The sequence below is a fragment of the Paenibacillus sp. FSL R7-269 genome (assembly GCF_000517865.1).
GTDB lineage: Bacteria > Bacillota > Bacilli > Paenibacillales > Paenibacillaceae > Paenibacillus_AQ.
The window spans coordinates 21,347-43,201 of sequence record NZ_ASPS01000006.1; the positions used below are offsets into that span (position 1 = coordinate 21,347).

Here is a 21,855-nt window from a genome sequence, read left to right on the forward strand (position 1 = left end):
ATGAAATTCAAAGGGTAGAGCAGGGAGGGAGTACAGATGAATACTGCAACGGAAGCAGAACCGAAGACCCAACTGACCCCGCTGCTGGCAGAGAATGAACTGGTGTTGCGCGGCGTTTTTGATGGCTGTGAGGATGTGGTGTTCCATTCGTTCCTGACTGTTCAACGTACTTCCGCGCTCTGTGTATACTGTACAGGATTATGTGATACGGAGCGGCTGGAGCAGCAATTACTGGTACCGCTGGAGCAGACCGGCCTTGCAGTTGAACCGGCAGTGGACGGGTCTGCTGAGGTTCCTGTCGCCTCGATTCAACAGATTAGAACTGTAGAACAAGCCGTTACAGCGATTCTGGACGGTGAAGCTGTGCTTTTGCTGGACGGCCAGGCTTCGGGTAAGGGCTATCCGCTATACAAGGTTCCCACCCGGACTCCCGAAGAACCGGCGGCTGAATCCACTGTGCGCGGTGCCCGTGACGGCTTCACTGAAGCTCTGGCTACGAATCAGTCTCTATTGCGTATGCGGCTTAAGACACCAGCCCTGAAGCTGCATTCCAGTACTATTGGAGAGTACAGTAATACGAAGGTTACCCTCGTATATGTGGAAGGTATTATCCAGCCGGGACTGGTCACTGAAGTTAATAAACGGCTAAGCCGCCTGAATATCAAAGATGTGCTGGAGAGCCAGTATATTGAGCAGGGCATCATTGACCAGCCCTTTTCGCCGTTTCCGCAGATGATTGCTACGGAGCGACCGGATGTGGTGGTCTCCAATCTGCTGGAGGGCCGGTTTGCGCTCTTGATTGACGGGACTCCCTTCAGTCTGATTGCCCCGATTAACATGTTCTCCATGCTGCAATCCCCTGAGGATTACTACGAGAACATTTACATGAGTATTTTTGTCCGCTGGCTCAGATATATCTTCTATGCCTTGTCGCTCCTGCTCCCCTCAGCTTATGTAGCCATCACCACCTTCCATCAGGAGATGATCCCCACCGTGCTGCTGCTGAGTATCGCGCGGGCGAGAGAGGAGATTCCCTTCCCGGCCCTGGTGGAAGCGCTCATTATGGAGATCGCCTTCGAGGCGCTGCGGGAGGCCGGAGTCCGGCTGCCGAAGCAGATAGGTTCCGCTGTCAGTATTGTTGGCGCGCTAATTATAGGCCAGGCTGCTACCACTGCGGGAATTGTCTCTGCTCCGATGATCATTATTGTGGCGATTACGGGCATTGCTTCCTTCATGGTTCCGCGTTATTCCGCCAGCATCGCGACCCGGCTGCTGCGCTTCCCCATGATGGTTCTGGCAGGCACGCTGGGGCTGATCGGCGTAATGCTCGGCATCATCCTGGTCGTCATTCATCTTAGCAGTCTGCGTTCGTTCGGCAGACCTTATCTGTCACCGGCAGCTCCAACGTTCAGCAAGGGCTTGAAGGATGTATTGTGGATTTCGCAGCCGCGGAGCAAATGAGGGCAGCGGGACTTCAACAGAGAAGAGGATACTTATGTTGACTGACAAAGGGAAAATATCGGTTACCCAGCTGGCCTTTCTGGTCTTTCCCTCCATTCTCGCTACAGCTATTCTGTCTGTCCCCGGGATTACCATGCATTATGCGGGACATGATATGTGGTTATCGCCCATCCTGGGCTCGCTGATTGGAGCAACGGTCATTGGGATCTCGCTTGGACTTAACCGGCTGTATCCCGGAAAGACCATTATGCAGTCCAGTCTGTTGATCGCCGGCTGGCTGCCGGGCAAGCTAATCGGGCTGGGTTTTCTGCTCTATTTGCCCCATCTGAACGGTCTGATTATCCTGGAATATGGCGAGTTTATTCTGAATAATGCGCTTCCTAAGACGCCGCTGCTTGTTATTATAAGCTCCATGGTTATCGTCTGTGCGATCAATGTCAGGCTGGGGATTGAGGTGGTCAGCCGAACCGCGCAGGTGTTCGTTACGCTGCTGGTGGTGATGCTCTGCCTGATCTTTGTCCTTCTGACCGGGGAGCTGCGGCCCGCCGAGCTGCTTCCGTTCATGGAGAAAGGATTCGTGCCCATTATCAAAGGCGCCGTCGCTCCGGCTGCATGGTTCAGTGAATATATTGTGCTGGCCTTTCTGCTGCCCTATGTCAACAGTAAGAAACACCTTACCCGGACAATGCTGGTCTCACTTGTGGTCACAACTGCGGCGATGAGTCTTACCAATCTGTTCTGCCTGCTGCTGATGGGGGATTTGACGGACAGCTTTGCTTATCCGGTGATGATTGCTGCCCGTTACATTACCATTGCCGATTTCCTGCAGCATATCGAGGCTCTGATTATTGCGATCTGGATCTTCGGGATTTTTGTCAAAATCTCTGTCTTTTTCTACATCTTCGCCGCTTCGGCCGCAGAATGGTTCGGGCTGGACGATTATAAACCGCTGGTGATTCCGCTGGCGTTCTTAAGTATATTGTTCTCGTATTGGGTAGTGTCCGGTGCCTCAGGGGTCGCTGCGCTGGTGAGTGCTTCAGCGAATATATATACCATGCTGTTCCTGGTCGGGCTTCCTGCCGCAGTCTATGGACTGGCCCTGCTGAAGAGGGGGCTGAAGCGGCAGAACAAAGGATGAAGATAAGGAGGGAGGGCTATGCGGGGCTGCAGGACCTTAATCATGCTGCTGCTAAGCAGTATACTGCTGACCGGCTGCTGGGACCGGACGGAGATCAATGACCTGGCGATCGTGCTGGCTACAGGTGTGGATTATCAGGAGGGGCAGGCCCAGTTGACGGCCCAGATCTTCATCCCGCGCAAGGGCGGAGGCGGATCAGAGAGCGGCGGAGCCGGGGAAGGCGCAAGCGGGGTCACTATGATCCGCACCGCTGAAGGAGATAACATTGCGGAAGCCTTGAACCGGCTGCAACGGAAGGTGGCCCGGCATATGTTCTGGGGCCAGTGTGAGGTCATTGTAATCAGTGAAGAGGCAGGAAAGCAGGGGCTGCGCGAGTATATCGACTTTCTCCTGCGTTATCCGCAGTTCCGTGAGCATGCATATGTCTTCTCCAGCCAGGAATCTGCCAAGGATATTCTTGCCTTGCTGGACCCGCTGGAGCGGAGCACCTCCGAATCCCTCCGGGAAATGGCGAATATGAACCTGGGCACGCGCGTGACCCTGCTGGAATTGTCCCAATCCATTCAAGGTGCCAGCGGTTCGGCTGTTTTAACCCGTATTCTGATTGCTCCTCCAGAACCGAAGGACGGCCCTAATGCTACTACACCCTTACTCAAAGGAATAAGCCTGTATAAACATGGCCGCTATGCACTCACCGTGAAAGAACCGGTCAGCCTTGGGGTGCTGCTGATGATTAATGAACTGAATAATATTATAATACCGGTTAAGCTGGATCAGCAGAAGGGGACCTTCTCGATTCAGCCTACGAGTATAACCACCACTCTAACCCCGAGAATTGTGAACCGGGAATGGTTGATGAAGATCCGGATTGTGGCCAAGGGCGAGGTGGTTATGAATACAACCGATGCCAATCTGACCGATCCGGTGAAGATGATTGAGCTGAATCAGGCGTGGGAAGACAAACTGAAGGAGCTCGCCCAGCAAGCACTCCACATGTCGCAAAAAGAGCAGAAGACTGACTTTTTCCGCTTCGCCGATACCTTCCGCAGACATTACCCGCAAGAGTGGAAGAAGAAGAAAGACCAGTGGGAGGCAATGTACCCCCAGTTACAGGTGGATGTCTCCGCCAAGACAAGTATTACTGGTAACGGAAGATCAACCGGCCCTCAGGGCATCCCGGAGCAATCGGCTGACTGACAGAGGCTACGCCTTAATTCCAGCAACCATACAAGGAAGTGGGAAGCATGAAACTGGTAATGATCCTGGGCATTCTGCTGCTGTCCGCTTCAATTATCGTTTTTGAATTCCGGGGCAGTAAGGATAAGAAAACCAGAAAGGTTATCGCAGGCATCACCCTTGCTACGGCGGGGCTTACCATTCTGCTCTTATTACAACCGGGCCTGCCGGGTCCTACCGAGCTGGTGAAGCTGTTGTTCGGCAGAATCGATCTGATTATGAAATGAAGCTTAAGGCAGCTCCTTCACGGGGCTGTCTTTTAAGTTTTTACCAAATTCATTTAAGCGATTACATTTTCTTATTTCCCCGGGTGACTATAATGAAAAACAAGAGAGCTCCTTAATACAGCCGGAGGGATGGGAGAAATGAAAGCGGTTTTAAACAATCAGCAAGATCAAATCGGACTCACGCGAAAACACACCTTTTGGCTCAGGATCAGGAGAGATGCCCTACTCTACATCCTTTTGCTGCTGCCACTCCTGTACATTGCCATTTTTAAATATGCCCCGATTTACGGCTTGATTATGGCGTTTCAGGATTACAATATTTTTCAGGGGACGAGTGGAAGCGAATGGGTGGGACTTGATGTATTCCGGTTTATTTTTCAGCAGGACAGCTTCTACCGTGCCCTCAAAAATACGCTGGTTCTGAATGTGCTGGATCTGGTGGCAGGCTTCCCGGCCCCGATTATCCTGGCGATTCTGCTTAACGAGGTCCGTATGGCAAGGTTCAAGAAATTAACGCAGACGATTCTCTATCTGCCTCACTTCATGTCCTGGGTGATTATCGGCGGGATTGTCTATCTGATGTTCTCTAACAGCGGGATGGTTAATCTTTTTCTGGATAACCTGGGCCTGTCAAAAATTGAATTCCTGTCGCAGAAGACCCCTTGGCTGGTCACTTATATTACGGTGGGGGTATGGCAGAACATCGGGTGGGGGACGATTATTTATCTCGCGGCGATTACCGGCATCAACAAGGAGCTGTATGAAGCGTCCGATATGGACGGCTGCAGCAGACTCCGCAAAATGTGGCATATTACACTGCCCGGCATTAAATCTACGATTAACATTCTGCTGATTCTTCAGATTGGCCGAATGGTATCGATCGGATTCGACCGCCCGTTTGTAATGGGGAATTCACTGGTCAGCGAATATTCCGATGTCATCAGCACCTTCGTGTACAGAGTCGGTATCAGCTCGGGAGACTTCTCCCAGGCAACGGCCGTCGGGCTGTTCCAGTCCGTGGTAGGTCTGACCCTGCTGATCGGTGCCAACTATATTGCGAAGAAATTGGGTGAGGATGGGATATGGTGAGAGCGGCAAGCACGATAACAACCAGACGGATTGGCCGGAAAAAAAGTGTAGCAGATATTGCGATTATAGTCTTTATTGTGGCTTTGTCGTTCACCTGCATTGTCCCGTTCTTATACATGATAGCGCTGTCATTTAGTTCCAACGAAGCGATTATCTCGCAAAAGGTAAGCTTATGGCCGGTAGACTTCACTATTGAGACGTATAAGACGATTCTGAGCGATGCCGATATGCTGTATACGCTGGGCTATAGTATTGTCCTTACGATTTTTTACACCGTGGTGTGTATGTTCCTGACGATCTGTGCGGCGTATCCGTTAACGAAAAAGCGGCTATGGGGGAGAAACTTCCTGCTGTCCGCACTGGTCTTCACCATGTATTTCAGCGGCGGCCTGATTCCTTCCTATATCCTGATCAAGAATCTGGGGATGATGGATACGATATGGAGTCTGGTGCTGCCGGGTGCGATGAGTGTATTTAATCTGATTATCCTGAAAACCTTCTTCAGCTCGCTTCCCGAGAGTCTGGAGGAATCAGCGTCCATTGACGGCTGCTCGGATCTGGGGATTCTTCTGCGGATTGTGCTGCCTCTCTCGCTGCCTTCGATTGCCACCTTAAGCCTCTTCTATGCCGTAGACCGGTGGAACGGATTCCAGGATGCCTTATTCTATATTACCAAAAAAGAGCTCTATCCCATGCAGCTCAAGCTGTACCAGATCATCTCAGCCAACCAGCAGCTCGACAGCCAGCAGGGCGGCGAGGGCAGTATCGGCTCATTCATTGTGCCGGAGTCGCTGAAGGCCGCAAGCGTCATGTTCACCACCATTCCGATTCTGCTGATCTACCCCAAGCTGCAGAAGTATTTCGTAGACGGTGTAATGACAGGCGCGATCAAGGGCTGAAGCGGTACACTCCAGGGAAGGGGGAATGCTTAGCTGGCGGAAGTTGAAGCTGCCTGGGCAAGGAAGCTATAATCTGGATTACTATCATGATAAGAGATGAAAGGGTGGTATACCGTGAAGACAGGCATCAAGAAAATATCGGCCGTTCTGTGCAGCACCGTGCTGCTGGCCGGCGTTGCAGCGGGCTGCGGCGAAAGTGACAAAGAGAGCAAAGAGACAGCCGCGCCGGAGTCGTCTAATGCAGCAAAGTCCCCTTCTGATCCTCCTGCAAAGCTTACGGTGGAGGTGTTCGACAGAGGGGTTCAGGGCCAGCCGGATCTGAATAATAATTTCTGGACGAAATATGTGAATGAGCATTTCGGCAAGCCGAATAACGCCGTTGTTGAATACGTACCCGTTCCCCGGTCCCAGGAGGTTGATAAGCTGAACGTATTAATGGCTGCGGGCCAGGCTCCGGACATCTCCTTCACCTATGACGGGACGCTGGTCACCCGCTTTGCCAAAAGCGACGGTCTCTACACGCTTGACGAGCTGCTGGAGAGCCACGGCCAGCAATTGAAGGCTTATCTCGGGGAGAATGTTCTCGCTTACGGTAAATATAACGACAAGCAGGTATCGATTCCGGGTAAGCGCACCCTGCTGGCCTGGAACGGGATGTTCATCCGTAAGGATTGGCTCGACAAGCTCGGGATGCCTCTTCCAACCAACAAAGATGAGTTATACGAGACGCTGGTGGCCTTCCGCGACAAGAATCCGGGCAATGTGAACGGCGTCATTCCCTGGGCAACGGCGGCAGCGGGCATGAACTACACGTTCGGCAACCTGGTTCAATCCTTCTGGGGCCAGATGTCAGAGGAGGAATTCGTCACCACGCCAAACTGGCTGAAGCCGGGCAACAAGGATGCGTATAAATGGCTGAACAAGCTGTATAATGAGAAGCTGATCAGCCCCGACTTTGCCCTGGACAAAACCACCAAGCAGGCGGATGCCGATGTCACCAACGGCAAGGTAGGCTTCTATGCAGCCAACTGGGATTATCCGATGACCCAGAAAATCCGTGTTCCGCTGAAGCAAAACTCGCCGGATGCCCACTATGTTCCGGTGGATACCTTCAAGAATGCTGAAGGCAAATACCTCAAAGAGGTATATAATGAGAACGGAATCTTCTCCTTCATTCCCAAAAGCAGCAAAAACGCGGAGCTGGCGGTCAAATATCTGAACTGGATGGCGGACCCGGAGGTGATGTTCTTCCTGCAGTTTGGTGAAGAAGGCATTCATCATACGCTGAAAGACGGCATCCCGCAAGGGATTGCACAGACCGGCGAGAAAATGCAGATGAGTAATTTGAACATGGATTATACGATGATTGTGAACGGCGCTGAGCTGGGCGACACCGAAAAGAATGTCAAAACCTATGCCGCAGCTCTGGCCTCCGGGGATAAGCAGTATGAGGAGCTCGCGATGGAATCGTACAAAATCAATACTACAGACGGCTACTCCTCCTTCTATTACGGGGTGCCGAACGAAGCCAATATTAAATACGGCAAGACGTTGGGCGATATGAACAAGCAGATGATTGACCGGCTGATCGTGGCCAAGGCGGCCGAGTTCGATGCCTTATACGAAAAGCTGGTGAAGGAGTATATGGACGCCGGCGGTAAGGCGGTTCAGGATGAGAATGTGAAGAACTACAGGGAAGTCACAGCAAACACCAAATAAATCTTGATATACGGATAAACCACGAGGATGATAGAAGTGGTTTATCCGCATTTCGTTTACGGGGTAAGCCCAGATGAATTCACAGGTTCAGGAGGATATCCATGTACAAGGTCATTATTGTAGATGATGAGTCGTGGGCGATTAGAGGGATCAGCAATGCCTTTGACTGGGAGCAGTATGGCTTTGAAATCTCGGGACAATTCACAAGTGCCTCCCAGGCGTGGGAAGCCATTGCCTTGCAGGAGCCGGATCTGGTGGTCACAGACATCCGGATGCCGGAGATTTCCGGACTCGATCTGATGAAGCGGGCCAAAGCACATGGAATAGATACTGAATTTGTCATTATAAGCGGATACGCGGAATTTGAATACGCCCAGGAAGCGCTGCGCTTCGGGGCACTCGATTATTTCCTGAAGCCGCTTGATGTGGATATGACCGATTCGTTCCTGGCGAAGCTCGCCCTGCACTTCTCCCGGCGAAGTGCGGCGCGCAATCACCTTCTATTGGATGCGCTTACCTCGGCAGATGAAGATGAGATCAGGCGCTGCCTTCCTGCCGGCATGAATGCAGGCTGCTGCCAGGTGCTTGCTGTCCATTATGAGTCAGACAGACCGAAGCTCAGCGAACTGCTGAAGCTGGACGGGCTGCCGGTTCATCTGCTGGAGGTAGAGAACGGAGCAAGCACCCTGCTGGCGGTTCTAATCACAGAGCAGAAGAGTGAGCTTGAAGGAATTGCAGATGAATGGCCTGCGGCCGCGGGCAGTCCAGGGTTTTCTGTGGTGGGGATCAGCAGCATCGGCAGCGGGCTTAAGCAGATCGGCAAGCTGATCAAGGAAGCCGAGCTGGCGGCCTCCCGGGTATTCGTGGATGAAGCTTCCGGCGCGGTTCACTATAATCCCAAACTGCCTCTGGTGAAGCCTTGTATCGATGAGCTGCAATCTATAGTTTATGGTAATCAATACGACAGCATCGAGTCCTACACCGCGGGCTTGCAGGAGTATTTCAGGCTTCATCAGCTGGGCATGAGCGAGGTTGTCTACTTATGGAATCAGGCCGTCGGGCTTCTGAGCAGTTCTTATTCGGAGGAGCTTAGGGACATGGAGCTGGAATTCCTGAATTATGCCGAGCTGAAGGAGCGGTTCGAGGACTTGGGATCGCTGTGCAGCTTCCTGCAAGACGTTTTTACAGTACTCCGGCAAGGGAACAGCCGTGCTTTGCAGGAAGGGGATATTCTCTCCTGCTTCAACCGGATGGTCGCCTATATCGACCGGAATTACGAACAGAAGCTGTATCTGAAGGAGCTGTCGGTCCAATTTTTCATCAATCAGGTGTATTGCTGTCAATTGTTCAAGAAGAATCTGGGCAAAACTTTCTCTGAATACGTGGCCGAGCTGAGGATCAGGAAAGCCCGCGGGCTTTTGCAGCAGACAGACCTGTCCATAGAGAGCATTGCCATCCAGTCCGGGTATGTAGATTATTATTATTTCAATAAGGTGTTCAAGAAGCACTGCGGGATGACGCCCGCCAAATTCAGGAAAAGGGAAGCCGAACGGAGCCGCAGGCTATGAAGACCCGCAAGGTGAAATTGAAGCATCAACTATGGCTGTTCTTTTGTTGCTCCATTGTTATATTTACTGTGATGGAATTTTACTTCTTCTTTAATTTCTCTGCGCTGACGCAAAAGAGGGCGGTCACGTATAGCAACCAGATGATTGAGCAGACCCGCCGCAAAATTGATTCTGTATTCAATGATATCCGGGTCAGCACCGGCATTGCGGTCAACAGCAAGCTGATTCAGGAGTTCACCATAGCCGATGACGATTACAAAAGGGCGTTCGACAGCGCTCCCTATGCTCTGGATCTAATGGAATATATGCGGTCCTTCAATTCGTATGTGAACGGTATCATGATCAATGACCTCCAGGGAAGACGACTCTCCAGCGAGGATTCTGCAAGTGGCGATATTTTTTATATTAACCTGTATGACAGCTTTATCCGCCCGTACAAGAACGATCCTGCGCTTCGCCAGAAGGGGAAGTTCACTGCTATTCTGAAGGATGACCGGACAGGAACGGAACAGTTCTTCTATATTGCTCCCATTGTCGAGTCCATCGGCGGTGTTCATTTCTCACAGATTACAGGTTACTGCATGGTGATGGTCAATATGGACAAAATGCAGGGGCTGGTCGCGAATACGGAATTAACGCAGAACTCCACCTTGTCCATTCTGAATAACCGGGACGAGGTGGTTGCCTCCACCAATTCCTATGCGCGGGGCAATGTGATCAAAGATGTGCTGTCTATGGATAAGAACCATTTGCTTAACGGGATAAAATCAACGATTGACGGTAAGGAGGTTCTCATTCAGGTTAAGGGGCTGGAGCAGGCTGACGGGTGGCGGGTGGTCAGTATGATTCCGGTGCAGGAGCTGACGGCCGATATGATCCCCATGCGCAAGGTCAGCATTATCGTGGGGATTGGCATCATTGTCAGCATGATACTAACCGGCAGCTTCTTCATGAGCAATCTGATGCGTCCCCTGATGGGACTGGTCATGGATATGAAGAAGGTGGCAGGGCGGGATAGAGGCTTCCGGATCAAAGTCCGGTTCACGAACGAGGTTGGCCTGCTGGCCCAGGATATTAACCGGATGATGGACGAGATGGACGAAATGACCCGGGAGATGTTCAATACCCAGGCCAGACTATACGAATCCGAGCTGAGCCAGAAGCAAGCTGAGTTCTCTGCCCTGCAGAGCCAGATTAACCCCCACTTCCTGTATAATACGCTGAATTGTATCAGCAGCATCGGACTGGAGTATGGAAGCCGGGAGATTGCCCAAATTACGTACTGCATGTCTAAGATCTTCCGCTATAGCATCAAGAAGGACGATCTTGTGCAGATCCGGGAAGAGGTGGACTGCATTCAAGCTTACATGAAGATTATTCTGATCCGCTACGAGAATAAATTCTCCTTGTCGCTTGATGTGGAGGAGAGCTTGCTTGTGCTGCAGACGCCCAAGATGATTCTCCAGCCCATTGTGGAGAATTCGGTCTATCACGGGCTGGAGCGGATGGATCAGGGCGGAAGCCTTCAGATTACCGGGAGCCTGGATGAGCGCGGGGATGTGTGCTTCAGTATTATGGATACCGGCAGAGGAATGGAGCCTGAGGATCTGGCTGCCCTTCAGGCCAAGCTTGGCCAGGAGCCTAAGGAGCTTGCCCTGACCGGGCAATCGGCGCAAGGCATCGGGCTGCTGAACATTCATAACCGGCTGTGCCATCTGTTCGGAGAAGGTTATGGACTTACCGTTGACAGCCGGTTAGGCTATGGGACAATCGTGAACGTGAAGATTCCGAAGCTGCCGGGCAGCGGAGATAGCAAGTGAGTGTCGAACAGGGTACCTCCGTTTAGCGGGAGGTGCCCTGTTTGGCTGTAAGGGAGGGCTTAGCCGCACACCGTCTCTATAACAGAGTAAGGCCTCTGGATGATTCAAGTGGGAAGGGAAGAGTGATGATTATGGTCGGAAGGTGAGAGTGATCATTAAGGTGGATGTTACCTTGGACGAGTTGAGCTCAAAGCTATTGAGCAATGAGGTGCATTAGTGCACCTGAATTCGGCGGATAATGGCTAATTGAGCTAATGAGGTGCATTAGTGCACTTGAATTCGGCGGATACCAGATATTCGGGCGAATGAGGGGTATTTGTGCACCTGATTTTGCCGAATGCAGGCAATATCCAGAAATGAAGAGCACTAATGCACCTGAATCTGGCGAGCTCTCCCTCTGGGACAGGCGGAAGGGGAAACTGTTGGATTTAGTCCACCTGCTGATGGAGATACGTCCGGCCAGGGCGCAGCAGGTGGATAAACAACACTTATTCAAGCCCTATTTACTTAAAGTGCCTGAATCCGTGAGCAGCAGTTGCTCTTTTTCCACTTCTTCCTCTGCAATCATCAGAAGTCGAGAAATTAAGCTGCGTTTATCCAATTATTTGTTTGCCAAGTATCTAATTGTTTGTTTCCGTACCGGGTCTGGGCTCGTCGCTGAACTGGCAGTATTTACAACTAAAACGGTTACAAAAACATTTTAAGATTGTCCATTTTTTTAATCCGTCCCGGAAGGTATTATGAGGACGCTAGGCCGAGTCATCATTCCTATGAGAAGGAGATGAAAAAATGAAAGCGGTTAATTCAGCCCGGAAAGAACAGAAGTGGTCCAGAACAAGCGTCAAAGCTCTGCTGCTCAGCCTCGTGGTCCTGCTCATGCTGCCTCAGTGGGGAGGGGGCGCTGCGGCGAAAGAGTCGGGTACTAGCGCACCAGAGAGTGTAGCGGCTGCACAAGGAGGAACGAATGTGACGAATTTCTACAATGTCATCATGCAGACCGGGGCCGATCCCTGGGTATACAAGCACACGGACGGCTATTATTACAACACCTTTGTCAATGCCAGCGGAGTTATGGTCCGTAGATCGAAGACTATTACCGGCATTGAAGCAGGCGAACGGAGTCTGGCTTGGTCGCCCGTTAAAGGAACCATGTACAGCTCCAATGTATGGGCGCCGGAGATGCATTATCTCAAGGATACGGACGGCCAGTACAAATGGTATATCTACTTCGCAGCCGATAACGGAACCAACGCCAACCACCGCATGTATGTGCTGGAGAATGCCAGTGCCGATCCGATGAGCGGAAGCTGGACCTTCAAAGGTAAGATTACCGATGCCACGGACCGCTGGGCGATTGACGGCACTGTGCTGAGGGTCGGTGACCAGCACTACTTCATCTGGTCCGGCTGGGAGGACACCGACGGCAGCTTTCAGAATCTGTACATCGCCAGAATGAGCAATCCATGGACGATTAGCTCGCAGCGCGTGCTCCTGTCCACGCCGGAGTATGACTGGGAGACCTCCCCCGGCCGGATTAATGAAGGCCCGCAGATTACGATCAAAGGGAACAAGATCAATCTGGTGTACTCCGCCAACGGAAGCTGGACAGACAGCTATAGTCTCGGCTTGATTACCGCCAGCACCAGCGCCGATCTGATGAATCCCGCTTCCTGGACCAAGCGTAATCAGCCGATCTTCTCAAGCGCGAACGGTGTCTATGGCCCGGGCCATCACAGTATTGTGACTTCACCGGACGGTACCGAGGACTGGATCATCTACCATTCCGCCCGCTGGCCGGGCTCAGGCTGGACCCGCAATGTCCGCGCGCAGAAGTTCTCCTGGAACACAGACAACACGCCGAACCTGGGAGAGCCTGTTAATCCGAACAGTCCGATAGCAATCCCATCAGGCGAGCCGGCCCGAATTCGTTATGAAGCCGAACAAGCTCTGCTCGTGCAAGATCCCGCTGGCGCTTCATCCCCAGCGGTCCGGCGCGAAAGCTCCGCCTCCGGCGGGATGAAGATTACCAACCTCGCGAACACTTTCGACTATGCCCAGTTCAATGTCAATGTGCCGGAAGCGGGCTTCTATGTGCTGTCCGTGCGTAACAGCAACGGCTCAGCGAATGCGGGGGATGCCTCTCATATTCTGTCGGTCAACGGCGGGCCCGGAGCGTCGATGAATATCGTCTATTCCGGCGCGAACCGCTGGGGAGCCTCTACGGCGAAAATCTATCTTCAGCAGGGAGACAATGTTCTCCGCTTCTTCAAGGGGAACAATCTGGCGGACATCGACAGCCTGGAGGTATCCCGGCTGAATACCTTGGAGCTGCTGTTCGGGGCTCCCGGATATACGCTGGGACTTAACGAGACCCGCAGCCTGCCCCTCTATACAGTAACTGGAACTACCTATTCTGCTGTCACGGCAGGCGTGGTCCTGACCTCGTCTGATACGAACGTAGCCATTATTCAAGCAGGGAATCAGGTGAAGGCGGCCGGGGCAGGAAGTGCAACCATTACCGCCACCTATAACGGCAAAACCGCAACCGCTGCAGTTAATGTCAAGGCTGATCCTAGAACGGTACAGTCCTTGGCGCTCAGCGGTCTGGAGCCTGTGCTGATCAGCGGCCAGACCAGTTCACCGCTAAGGGTAACAGCACATTACAACAATTATGAAGTTCAGGATGTAACCGGGAGTGCGCAGTATACCAGCAGCAATCCGGGAGTGGCGGCCATCGATCCGGCAACCCATACAGTAAATGCTGTTCAACCGGGTACGGCTCTGATTACAGCCTCAACCGGGGGCAAGCAAGCCACCTACAGCATAACTGTCATTGCCGCTTCAGATGCCGTTCAGGTCACTACAACTATGAAGACACCTTCAGGCGTGGTTCCCGCGCTTTCGGGCGTTGTGAATGCTGTCTACCACAACCAGACCGTTCAGGCCCAGGTGACTGACAGCAAGACGGCAGGGCTGGACTTCAGTACCATTGGCACGGTTCAGATTCCTGTGACCCTCAAGATAGGCGGGGAGGAGTTCTCTTCCACGATTTCTGTAGAGGTTGTGCCGGGCTATGGCCTGGATGAGATCGTGAATCAGCTTCGCAGCAAGCTGGCTAATAACTCCTATCCGCTTGGGAACGGGGCAGGCAATTATAGCGCTGCCAAGTATGCTGACTTCGTTGCCGCAGTGGAGCATGCAGAGGCGTTGGCGGGCAATGCGGGATTGACGCAGGCGCAGTTCAATGCAGAGCTGAATGCACTTGCTGAAGCGGAAGCCTCCCTGATAGCTTCACTGAATACCACACAGAACGGGATAACCTATAAGGCTTACCGGGATTTCTCCGGCGATACAACCGGCAAATACCCTTATGGCATTACAACGCAGGATCTGACGAATGGCGCCGCCGCTGTGGTTCAGGAGGAAGCAGGTAATAAATTCCTGCGGCTAACCACAACCTCAGTAGCGGGCAAAGCCAACCTCTTCCTGCCTTATGCGGGCGATGTAAACGCTGAGGGGAATCAGCGGATTGTTATCGAGTACCGTGTCCGGTTAAACAGCAACTTCCAGTATGCCAACGGCGCTATGGTAAGAAATGATAGCGGGACCGGCAACTATTCTATGGTGACAGCGTTTGATTCCGGTAAAATCCTGGTGCAAAATGGCGGCTCCAACAAGGTCAAGGTGAGAGATTTCGCGCTGGGCACCTGGTATGCCATCAAAATGGTCGCCAACTGGGACGCCAAGACCTACAGCGTCTATATCAATAATGAATCTGTTCCGGCCGCTACGGATTTCGCCTTCCGCCATACCGGCGGCAGCACACTAACCGGACAACTGTTCGGCGTTGACGGCTACGCGAACGCGTCTATCGACTTCGACGACTTCAAGGTCAGTGTTACCGGAGATTAAGCAGCGGAGGGATAGACAACATGGCAAGTCAAGCTTACGAAAAGTTCACGCCGTTACTGAATGCCAAGCTCGTTCTGGGTTATCTGACCTCGATGGTAGATGCGCAGGAAGACAACCTGCCCTATTGGCTTGTACTGCCGCATAAGAAGCCTGCCGAGGCTGCCCATTGCCGGGTGGACGATGCGGAGCTGGTCGGCTCCTGGTATGAGGCTATAGATGCGGTGCGCAAAATGCTGAAGACGGGGGAAGGCGCTGCGGTGCAGCAATCCTTTTACCGTCATCTGATGAAGTCCTGGGGGGAGCACGGCCTGCGCTTTCATGAGCCTTATCCGTGGACGCATACGAACCATAGCTCTTTTCACGAAATGGGCTATATTCTTCCCGCGCTGAACCGGATGCTGGAGAATGATCCCGGGGATAAGGAGGCGGAGAGCAGAGCGGCCGGGCTGGTCAGGGGAATGCGCTCCCTGGTGATTGAGCGGAAGGTCCGAACGTTCTGGTCGGGGGATTATGATGAGCAGGAGCCCCTATACGAATTCCCCAATGATGTGTATCTGAAGGACGGCGGCTTCGATCTGTCCAGGCATACCGGCCGGGGGGAGCTGGCGATCCGTAATGCCATTGTCCTGCACTCCCTGGTGCGCAGATATGAGATTGCCGGAGATAAGGCTGCGCTTGATCTGGCGACGGGTCTCGCCAACCACCTGCTCGGACCTTCGCGTTATTTCAATTACAGAATGGAATTCTTCGGCCATGTCCATTCCGCAGGCTGGGTAGCTTCCGGTCTGGTACGTCTGGGCCGGGTAACGAGCAAGGAGCGGTATATTACCGCAGGCAAAGGGATCTATGATTATATCCGCAGCCTGTCTTCCTCCTTCGGTTGGGTGCCTGAATATGCCCAGTGGCATCCGCTGCATGAAGAGCATTGCGAAACCTGCTGCATCAAGGACATGATCGAATGTGCGAATGAGCTGATTCTGGCCGGATATGAGGAATATTGGGAGGATATGACCCTGTATGCGCGGAACCAGCTGGTGGAGAATCAGCTAAAGGTATCTTCCTACGTAGTCACAGACAACACCCGGCCTGACGAAGCAGGTATAACCTACAGGGAGATTGATAAGAGAATGATCGGGGGCTTCACCGGGGGCTCTCTCGTGAACTCCATGTCGTTATCCAAATTCCGTTCCATTGCGGGCTGCTGCGTCGGCATGGCTCCGGTAGCCCTGGAGCTCGTATGGAACCGGGCGGTGGAATTCCAGAATGGCACGGTATTCGTCAACATGCCGGTGGATAAGGAGACGGACGAGGCTGCCGTCACCATGAGATATCCCGATCTGGGCTATATGTCCATTACAGCCAAGCAGCCGTGCGATGTTGCGGTACGGGTCTATGACTGGATGGGAACGGACTTCACGGTGAGGGTAAATGGAGCCGTATGCGTAGCCGTACGAGAAGGCAATCTGCTTGTGATCCGTAGTGTAAGAGCAGGGGACACTGTGGAGCTTACGCATCCGCTGGACACAGTGGTGGTGAAGGAGACAGTGCGGGGCGAGGAATATAAGGTATCCTGGAGAGGCTGTGATGTCGTTGATATCGCTCCCCGGGGAGAGCATTTGAGACTGTATCAGCGGGATCTGCGCATCCCGAAAGTGTATCCCACGCAGGAAGATGTTCACTTTACTGGAGCAGCCAATTACGGGCCTACCCAACAGGCGCAAGGGAGTAAGTGACTTCAGCACTGGAGCAATAAGCCATATTTGTAGCGTAAGCCATAAATAAGCCGCAATTGAAAAACCGCACTCCGCAGACTTTGCTTGCGGGGTGCGGTTTTTTGGCATGCGTTAGAGCAGAATACGAACCTCGCCGCTCGACAGATATTCCTCTTCGCCATTCGGATACCGGACCTTCAGGCGGCAGTCGTTATCGATATCGACAGCGGTTGCTTCCTGCTCGTGATGCTCCTTAACAACCATGACCGTCTCACCCAGGGACATCATGCGCTGGCGGTAGTCGGGCAGGAACAGCCGTTCCTTAAGCTGCTCATAATAGCCCATGAAGCGGTTCAACACTTCGGCTGTAAGCCGGTTCCGCAAATCCCCTTGCGGATTAGCTGCCTCATAGATAGAGGTTGCCACCCCTGACAGCTCTGCGGGAAAGCCGCCCGACGGCAGCGTAACATTGATCCCGATTCCGAGCACGGCATAATCCAGCCACTCGCTCTCCAGGGACAGGGAAGCCTCGGTGAGGATTCCGCACACCTTTTTACCGTTCATGAATACGTCATTCACCCATTTGATCTGCGTACTGAAGCCGGACATGCTCTCGATCGCCAGAGCGACCGCAACGGCAGCAGAGGTAGTCAGAAGTGTAGCATCTGCCGCCGACAACCGGGGACGCAGCAGAATGCTCATATAGATGCCCGTTCCCGCAGGGGAAAAGAAAGGCCGGCCTTTCCGGCCGCGCCCGGCGGTCTGCTCCTCCGAGAGGATGACCTTGCCCTCCGCTTCTCCGCCGGAAGCCAGCGCCTTCACCAGCTCGTTCGTGGAAACCACGCTCTTGAAGATTTCAAGCCGCAGCTTCTGTCCCCTGGCATCCAGGTATTTGGCAACTGCTGCGGCGGACAAAATGTCCGTCTGCGGGGACAGGGAGTATCCCTTATTGGTGACGGCCTGAATGGAATAGCCATCGGTCTGCAACGATTTGATGGCCTTCCAGACTGCGCTGCGCGTTACGGATAACCGCCCGGCGATGTCCTCCCCGGAGAAGTATTCACCCTTATTGCTGTCCAGTAAGGCCAGGATATGTTCTTTGACTGTCATGCCTATAACCCTCCACAAGTATAACGTTCCGAGCTCATCTCTTTAAGTATATTAACATGCTTAGCTGATATTAGAAAAATTAAGACTTTTCGTTATTTCTTTAGTGCATCGTACACACTTCAATTGTGAACCTAAAAATATTTTTAGGTTTACAATAAAACCATCCTCCACTATAATTCAGCTTGTTGGCTGGGCTCCGTGAACGGAAGGCCGTCCAATTCCTGTATCTTATCTCGTGGAGGTTATTGAATTGAGAATCAAAGAGTTAGTCTATGCGGCCTTATTCGCCGCGCTTATCGCGGTACTGGGTTTGATTCCGCCCGTATCCCTCGGCATTATCCCTGTACCTGTCACTGCCCAGACGCTCGGCGTCATGCTGGCCGGCTGTTTTCTGGGCTGGCGGACGGGTGCGCTCAGCCTGATCATTTTCCTTATCCTCATCGCCTTAGGCTTGCCGGTATTACCAGGCGGACGCGGCGGGCTGGCTATCCTGGTTGGACCGACAGCAGGCTATCTGTTCAGTTGGCCGCTGGCGGCGGGGCTGATCGGCTGGTTCGCTGAAGCGGTCTGGCCGAAAGTACGGGCCTGGAAGCTGTTCACTGTTAATCTGATCTTTGGCGTTCTGCTCGTTAATCTGATCGGCGCTTCTGCCATGGCCTGGATCACGAATACACCGCTGTGGACCGGACTTGCCGGGTCTGCGGTTTTTCTGCCCGGAGATCTGATCAAGGCTCTGCTGGCCGCCGTCATCACCATGCAGCTCCGGGCATTCAGTCCGGTTGAGGAGAAGAAGGGGGCGTGAGATCCCGATGAATCTGGCAGAACACATTCTGGAACGTGCCGCACTCGTCCCTCACCGCATTGCAATTTCAGATGGACACGATGAACGTACCTATGAGCAGCTTACAAAGCGGGTTCAGCAGATTGCCAGCGGTCTGCGGCAGGGCGGACACTCGAATCAGACCATTGCGCTTCTGTCTGGTAACCGCATGGAATTCGCCGAATTTGTTCTTGGTGCTATCTACGCAGGCAGCATTCCCGTGCTGCTGGACCCGAAATGGTCTCCAGCAGCGCTGGAGCAGGTCATCCGGCAATGCGCTCCCGGGCTGCTTGTCAGTGAGGCAGGCTTCGCAGCTGATCTGACTGGTCGTTACAGTAGAATTCCCCAGCTATATTTCAGCAGGGAACAGGTCTCCGGCAGCTATGAGGCTTGGGTGGCTGGCTTCGATCCGGTGGCTGAAGCAGCAGATAACCCTGAACTGCTGTTCATTGGGTATACCTCAGGCACCACAGGTATCCCGAAGGGGTATATGCGAACCCATCTGTCGTGGTTAAGCAGCTTGGAGGCTACAGATAAGGCGTTCAGCCTGAACCGGATGCAACATGTGCTTGCGCCCGGGCCGTTCGTTCATTCGCTGTCGCTGTTCGCCCTGCTGCAATCCCTGTACAGCAGAGCCACATTCCATCTCCTTCCGGAATTCGATGCAGAGCGCGTACTCACCCTGTGCTCCCGCGTACCGGATATGATTCTGTTCGTTGTGCCTGCCATGACTGAGGCGTTATTGCGCCAAGCAGAATCAAGTAACGCTATAATATCCATCCTGGCCTTGATTAGCTCCGGCGGCAAATGGCCTGTGTCTTCAATAGCTAAGTGCCGCGAGAAGTTCAAAAGAGTTAGGCTCTATGAGTATTACGGCTCATCTGAAGCCAGCTACATCAGCTATCTGGAGCTTACCGGAGCGGAGCCGCAGGACTCTCTGGGCCAGCCGTTCAGCGGTGTAGAGCTAATGATCTGTGATGAACAATTCCGCGAGGTTCCTCTAGGCACGGTGGGGGAGCTGTACATCCGCAGCGATATGATCTTCTCCGGGTATCATCTCCTGCCGGAAGAGACGGCGCGGGTATTCCGGGACGGCTGGCTGCGCACAGGGGATTACGTGTATCAGGACCGGCAGATGCATCTACGCCTGGCCGGACGCGCGGGCAGCATGATCAAGAGCGGGGGACTCAAGGTGTTCCCGGAAGAAGTGGAAGCGGTGCTGCTTCGCCATCCGAATATCAGGGAGGCGATGGTGTTCGGCATAGCGGATGAACGCTGGGGGGAGCAGGTAACGTTAATGATACAGTGGCAGGGGCAGGAACGGCTTACACTCGATGAGATCAGAACTTATTGCCGCCCCTATCTGGCTAGCTATAAGCTGCCGAAGCAGCTGATTAGCGTAGAGGAATTCAGCTACACCGGTTCCGGCAAAATCGCCCGCCAGCTCATGAAGAACCGCGCGGCAGAGGAGTTGACATGAAGAAGGCCGTGCAGAAAGGAGTATCACCCATGCTCGTTTTTGACCAGGTAGACTTTGCGTACCGGAGAGGGCAGCCGGTTCTGCGTCAGCTCAGCTTTGATATACGCCAAGGCGAGTTCGTTACTATAATCGGCGCGAACGGCAGCGGTAAATCCACGATCGCCAAACTGATGAACGGATTGCTGCTGCCAAACGCAGGAGAGGTGCGGATGGGAGCGCTGAGTAACTTGAACCGCCAGGATCTTGTGAGCATCCGCGAGCGGGCCGGACTGGTCTTCCAGAATCCTGACGATCAGTTCATTACGGCTTCCGTGTTGGATGAGGTGGTCTTCGGGCTGGAGAATCTGCGCGTCCCAAGAATCGAAATGTTCGGCAGGGTAACCCGTGCACTGCAAGCCGTTCATATGGAGGACTATATGGACGCTGCTCCATATCAGCTGTCGGGCGGTCAGAAGCAGCGGGTTGCAGTAGCAGCCGTGTTGGCTATGGAGCCCTCCATCCTCATCCTGGATGAAGCCACCTCGATGCTTGATCCGCAGGGCAGGCAGGACCTTCTTCAGGTGATGCACACGCTTCACCGGCAAGGGCTGACGATCATCCATATTACCCATCATATGGATGAGATTCTGCCTTCTGACCGCGTGCTGCTGCTTAGCCAGGGAGAGCTGGCTTTTGACGGGACGCCCTCTGGATTGTTCAGCAGTGTAAGCATGACGGAGCAGCAGCTTGCGCCTCCTTTTACCGTCAGATTATTTCAGGCCCTCGGGCTGGACGCCCCGCAACACGCAGAATGGAAGGAGACGATCAGAAGCATATGGTCTACGCATTGCAGGATGTAAATGTGAAGATGAACGGGAAGGATATTCTTGAATCCGTAAGCTGCACGCTCCAGGAGGGGAAATGGATTTCGGTGACCGGCCAGTCCGGGGCCGGTAAATCCACCCTCGCCAAGGTATTCAAGGGTCTGCTGCCGATCAGTAAAGGCGAATATACCTATCGCGGGCAGCCGTTGCCAAAGGATCAGCAAGGCAGGCCGAAGGCTGTGCCGCATATCGGTTATGTCTTTCAGTATCCGGAGCAGCAGCTCTTTGCGGCAACGGTGAATCAGGAGCTGGCTTTTGCGCTCAGAATGAAGGGGGAATCCGGGGCGAACGTGGAGCAAGCGATCCGTCAGATTATGGAACAGATGGGCTTACCCGCAGCACTGCTTCCGCAGCATCCTTTACAGCTCAGCGGAGGGATTAAGCGGCTGGTGGCTATTGCTTCTGTGCTGATCGCCAGGCCGGAGCTGCTTATTCTGGATGAACCGGCCGCAGGGCTTGATCCCGCGAACAAGAACGACTTGCTCAGGCGGCTAAAAAGCTGGCAGGAAGAGCACAAGCGGACCGTCCTGTTCCTGTCGCATCAGCTGGAGGATGTTGCCGAATACTCGGATGAGGTGATGATTATGGGGCAGGGCCGCTTGTTAGGACATTGGGAGGTAAACGAACTGTTCCTGGAGCATGCGGAGCGTATGGAACAAGCCGGTCTGCCTGTGCCGGAGCCGATTCAGCTCTTGAGAATCATCGAAGAATGTTCTGGAGCGAAGCCCCAGCCTGCAAGCTGTAGGGAAGCAGAGATTTTTCGAATGGTGAGTGCTATGTGGCAGGCAAAAGGTCTCTGAG

General features: G+C 53.3%; 17 protein-coding genes. 16 read left to right on the forward strand and 1 reads right to left on the reverse strand.

Going from position 1 to position 21,855, the window contains the following annotated elements:
- The first annotated feature begins 36 nt into the window (after window positions 1-36).
- The 12 genes from C162_RS01960 (at window position 37) to C162_RS02020 (ending at window position 16,802) form a co-directional block, all read left to right on the forward strand.
- Entirely contained in the window at window positions 37-1,461 is a 1,425-nt protein-coding gene (locus tag C162_RS01960) for a spore germination protein (protein WP_036690672.1), read from the forward strand.
- Between the two features lie 34 nt (window positions 1,462-1,495).
- Entirely contained in the window at window positions 1,496-2,599 is a 1,104-nt protein-coding gene (locus tag C162_RS01965; protein WP_051493147.1) for a GerAB/ArcD/ProY family transporter, read from the forward strand.
- 18 nt (window positions 2,600-2,617) lie between these two features.
- Entirely contained in the window at window positions 2,618-3,796 is a 1,179-nt protein-coding gene (locus C162_RS01970) for a Ger(x)C family spore germination protein (RefSeq protein ID WP_036690673.1), read from the forward strand.
- A 47-nt stretch (window positions 3,797-3,843) separates the two neighbouring features.
- Complete coding sequence (locus C162_RS01975; protein ID WP_036690677.1) at window positions 3,844-4,062, forward strand: hypothetical protein; 219 nt, start codon at window positions 3,844-3,846, stop codon at window positions 4,060-4,062.
- A gap of 138 nt (window positions 4,063-4,200) precedes the next feature.
- Entirely contained in the window at window positions 4,201-5,151 is a 951-nt protein-coding gene (locus tag C162_RS01980; RefSeq protein ID WP_083677646.1) for an ABC transporter permease, read from the forward strand.
- Entirely contained in the window at window positions 5,145-6,050 is a 906-nt protein-coding gene (locus tag C162_RS01985) for a carbohydrate ABC transporter permease (RefSeq protein ID WP_036690685.1), read from the forward strand. The genes C162_RS01980 and C162_RS01985 overlap by 7 nt, the downstream gene beginning before the upstream one ends.
- Window positions 6,051-6,164: 114 nt before the next feature.
- Complete coding sequence (locus C162_RS01990) at window positions 6,165-7,769, forward strand: extracellular solute-binding protein (protein ID WP_156949516.1); 1,605 nt, start codon at window positions 6,165-6,167, stop codon at window positions 7,767-7,769.
- Between the two features lie 101 nt (window positions 7,770-7,870).
- Window positions 7,871-9,337: a response regulator gene (locus C162_RS01995; protein WP_036690686.1), complete on the forward strand. Its 1,467-nt coding sequence runs from the start codon at window positions 7,871-7,873 to the stop codon at window positions 9,335-9,337.
- On the forward strand, window positions 9,334-11,157 hold the full coding sequence (locus C162_RS02000) for a cache domain-containing sensor histidine kinase (RefSeq protein WP_036690690.1): 1,824 nt from the start codon (window positions 9,334-9,336) through the stop codon (window positions 11,155-11,157). The genes C162_RS01995 and C162_RS02000 overlap by 4 nt, the downstream gene beginning before the upstream one ends.
- Window positions 11,158-11,513: 356 nt before the next feature.
- Window positions 11,514-11,861, forward strand: a complete 348-nt coding sequence (locus C162_RS02005) for a hypothetical protein (protein ID WP_036690693.1) — start codon at window positions 11,514-11,516, stop codon at window positions 11,859-11,861.
- Between the two features lie 85 nt (window positions 11,862-11,946).
- Entirely contained in the window at window positions 11,947-15,069 is a 3,123-nt protein-coding gene (locus C162_RS34950; protein WP_063828969.1) for a family 43 glycosylhydrolase, read from the forward strand.
- A gap of 20 nt (window positions 15,070-15,089) precedes the next feature.
- Window positions 15,090-16,802: a beta-L-arabinofuranosidase domain-containing protein gene (locus C162_RS02020; RefSeq protein ID WP_036690699.1), complete on the forward strand. Its 1,713-nt coding sequence runs from the start codon at window positions 15,090-15,092 to the stop codon at window positions 16,800-16,802.
- 111 nt (window positions 16,803-16,913) lie between these two features.
- Here C162_RS02020 and C162_RS02025 read toward each other — a convergent pair whose 3' ends face one another.
- On the reverse strand, window positions 16,914-17,891 hold the full coding sequence (locus C162_RS02025) for a biotin--[acetyl-CoA-carboxylase] ligase (RefSeq protein ID WP_036690700.1): 978 nt from the start codon (window positions 17,889-17,891) through the stop codon (window positions 16,914-16,916).
- Between the two features lie 250 nt (window positions 17,892-18,141).
- Between C162_RS02025 and C162_RS02030 the strand changes: the two genes are divergently transcribed.
- From C162_RS02030 to C162_RS02045, 4 genes are read left to right on the forward strand one after another with little or no spacing between them, the layout of a single operon-like run.
- Window positions 18,142-18,693, forward strand: a complete 552-nt coding sequence (locus C162_RS02030) for a biotin transporter BioY (RefSeq protein ID WP_036690703.1) — start codon at window positions 18,142-18,144, stop codon at window positions 18,691-18,693.
- A gap of 7 nt (window positions 18,694-18,700) precedes the next feature.
- Window positions 18,701-20,191: a class I adenylate-forming enzyme family protein gene (locus C162_RS02035; protein WP_036690706.1), complete on the forward strand. Its 1,491-nt coding sequence runs from the start codon at window positions 18,701-18,703 to the stop codon at window positions 20,189-20,191.
- Between the two features lie 29 nt (window positions 20,192-20,220).
- Window positions 20,221-21,030, forward strand: a complete 810-nt coding sequence (locus tag C162_RS02040) for an energy-coupling factor transporter ATPase (protein WP_051493160.1) — start codon at window positions 20,221-20,223, stop codon at window positions 21,028-21,030.
- Window positions 21,006-21,854 (forward strand): ATP-binding cassette domain-containing protein, encoded by an 849-nt coding sequence (locus C162_RS02045; protein ID WP_036690709.1) that lies wholly within the window; start codon window positions 21,006-21,008, stop codon window positions 21,852-21,854. Before C162_RS02040 ends, C162_RS02045 begins: the two co-directional genes overlap by 25 nt.
- The last annotated feature ends 1 nt before the right edge of the window (window position 21,855 follow it).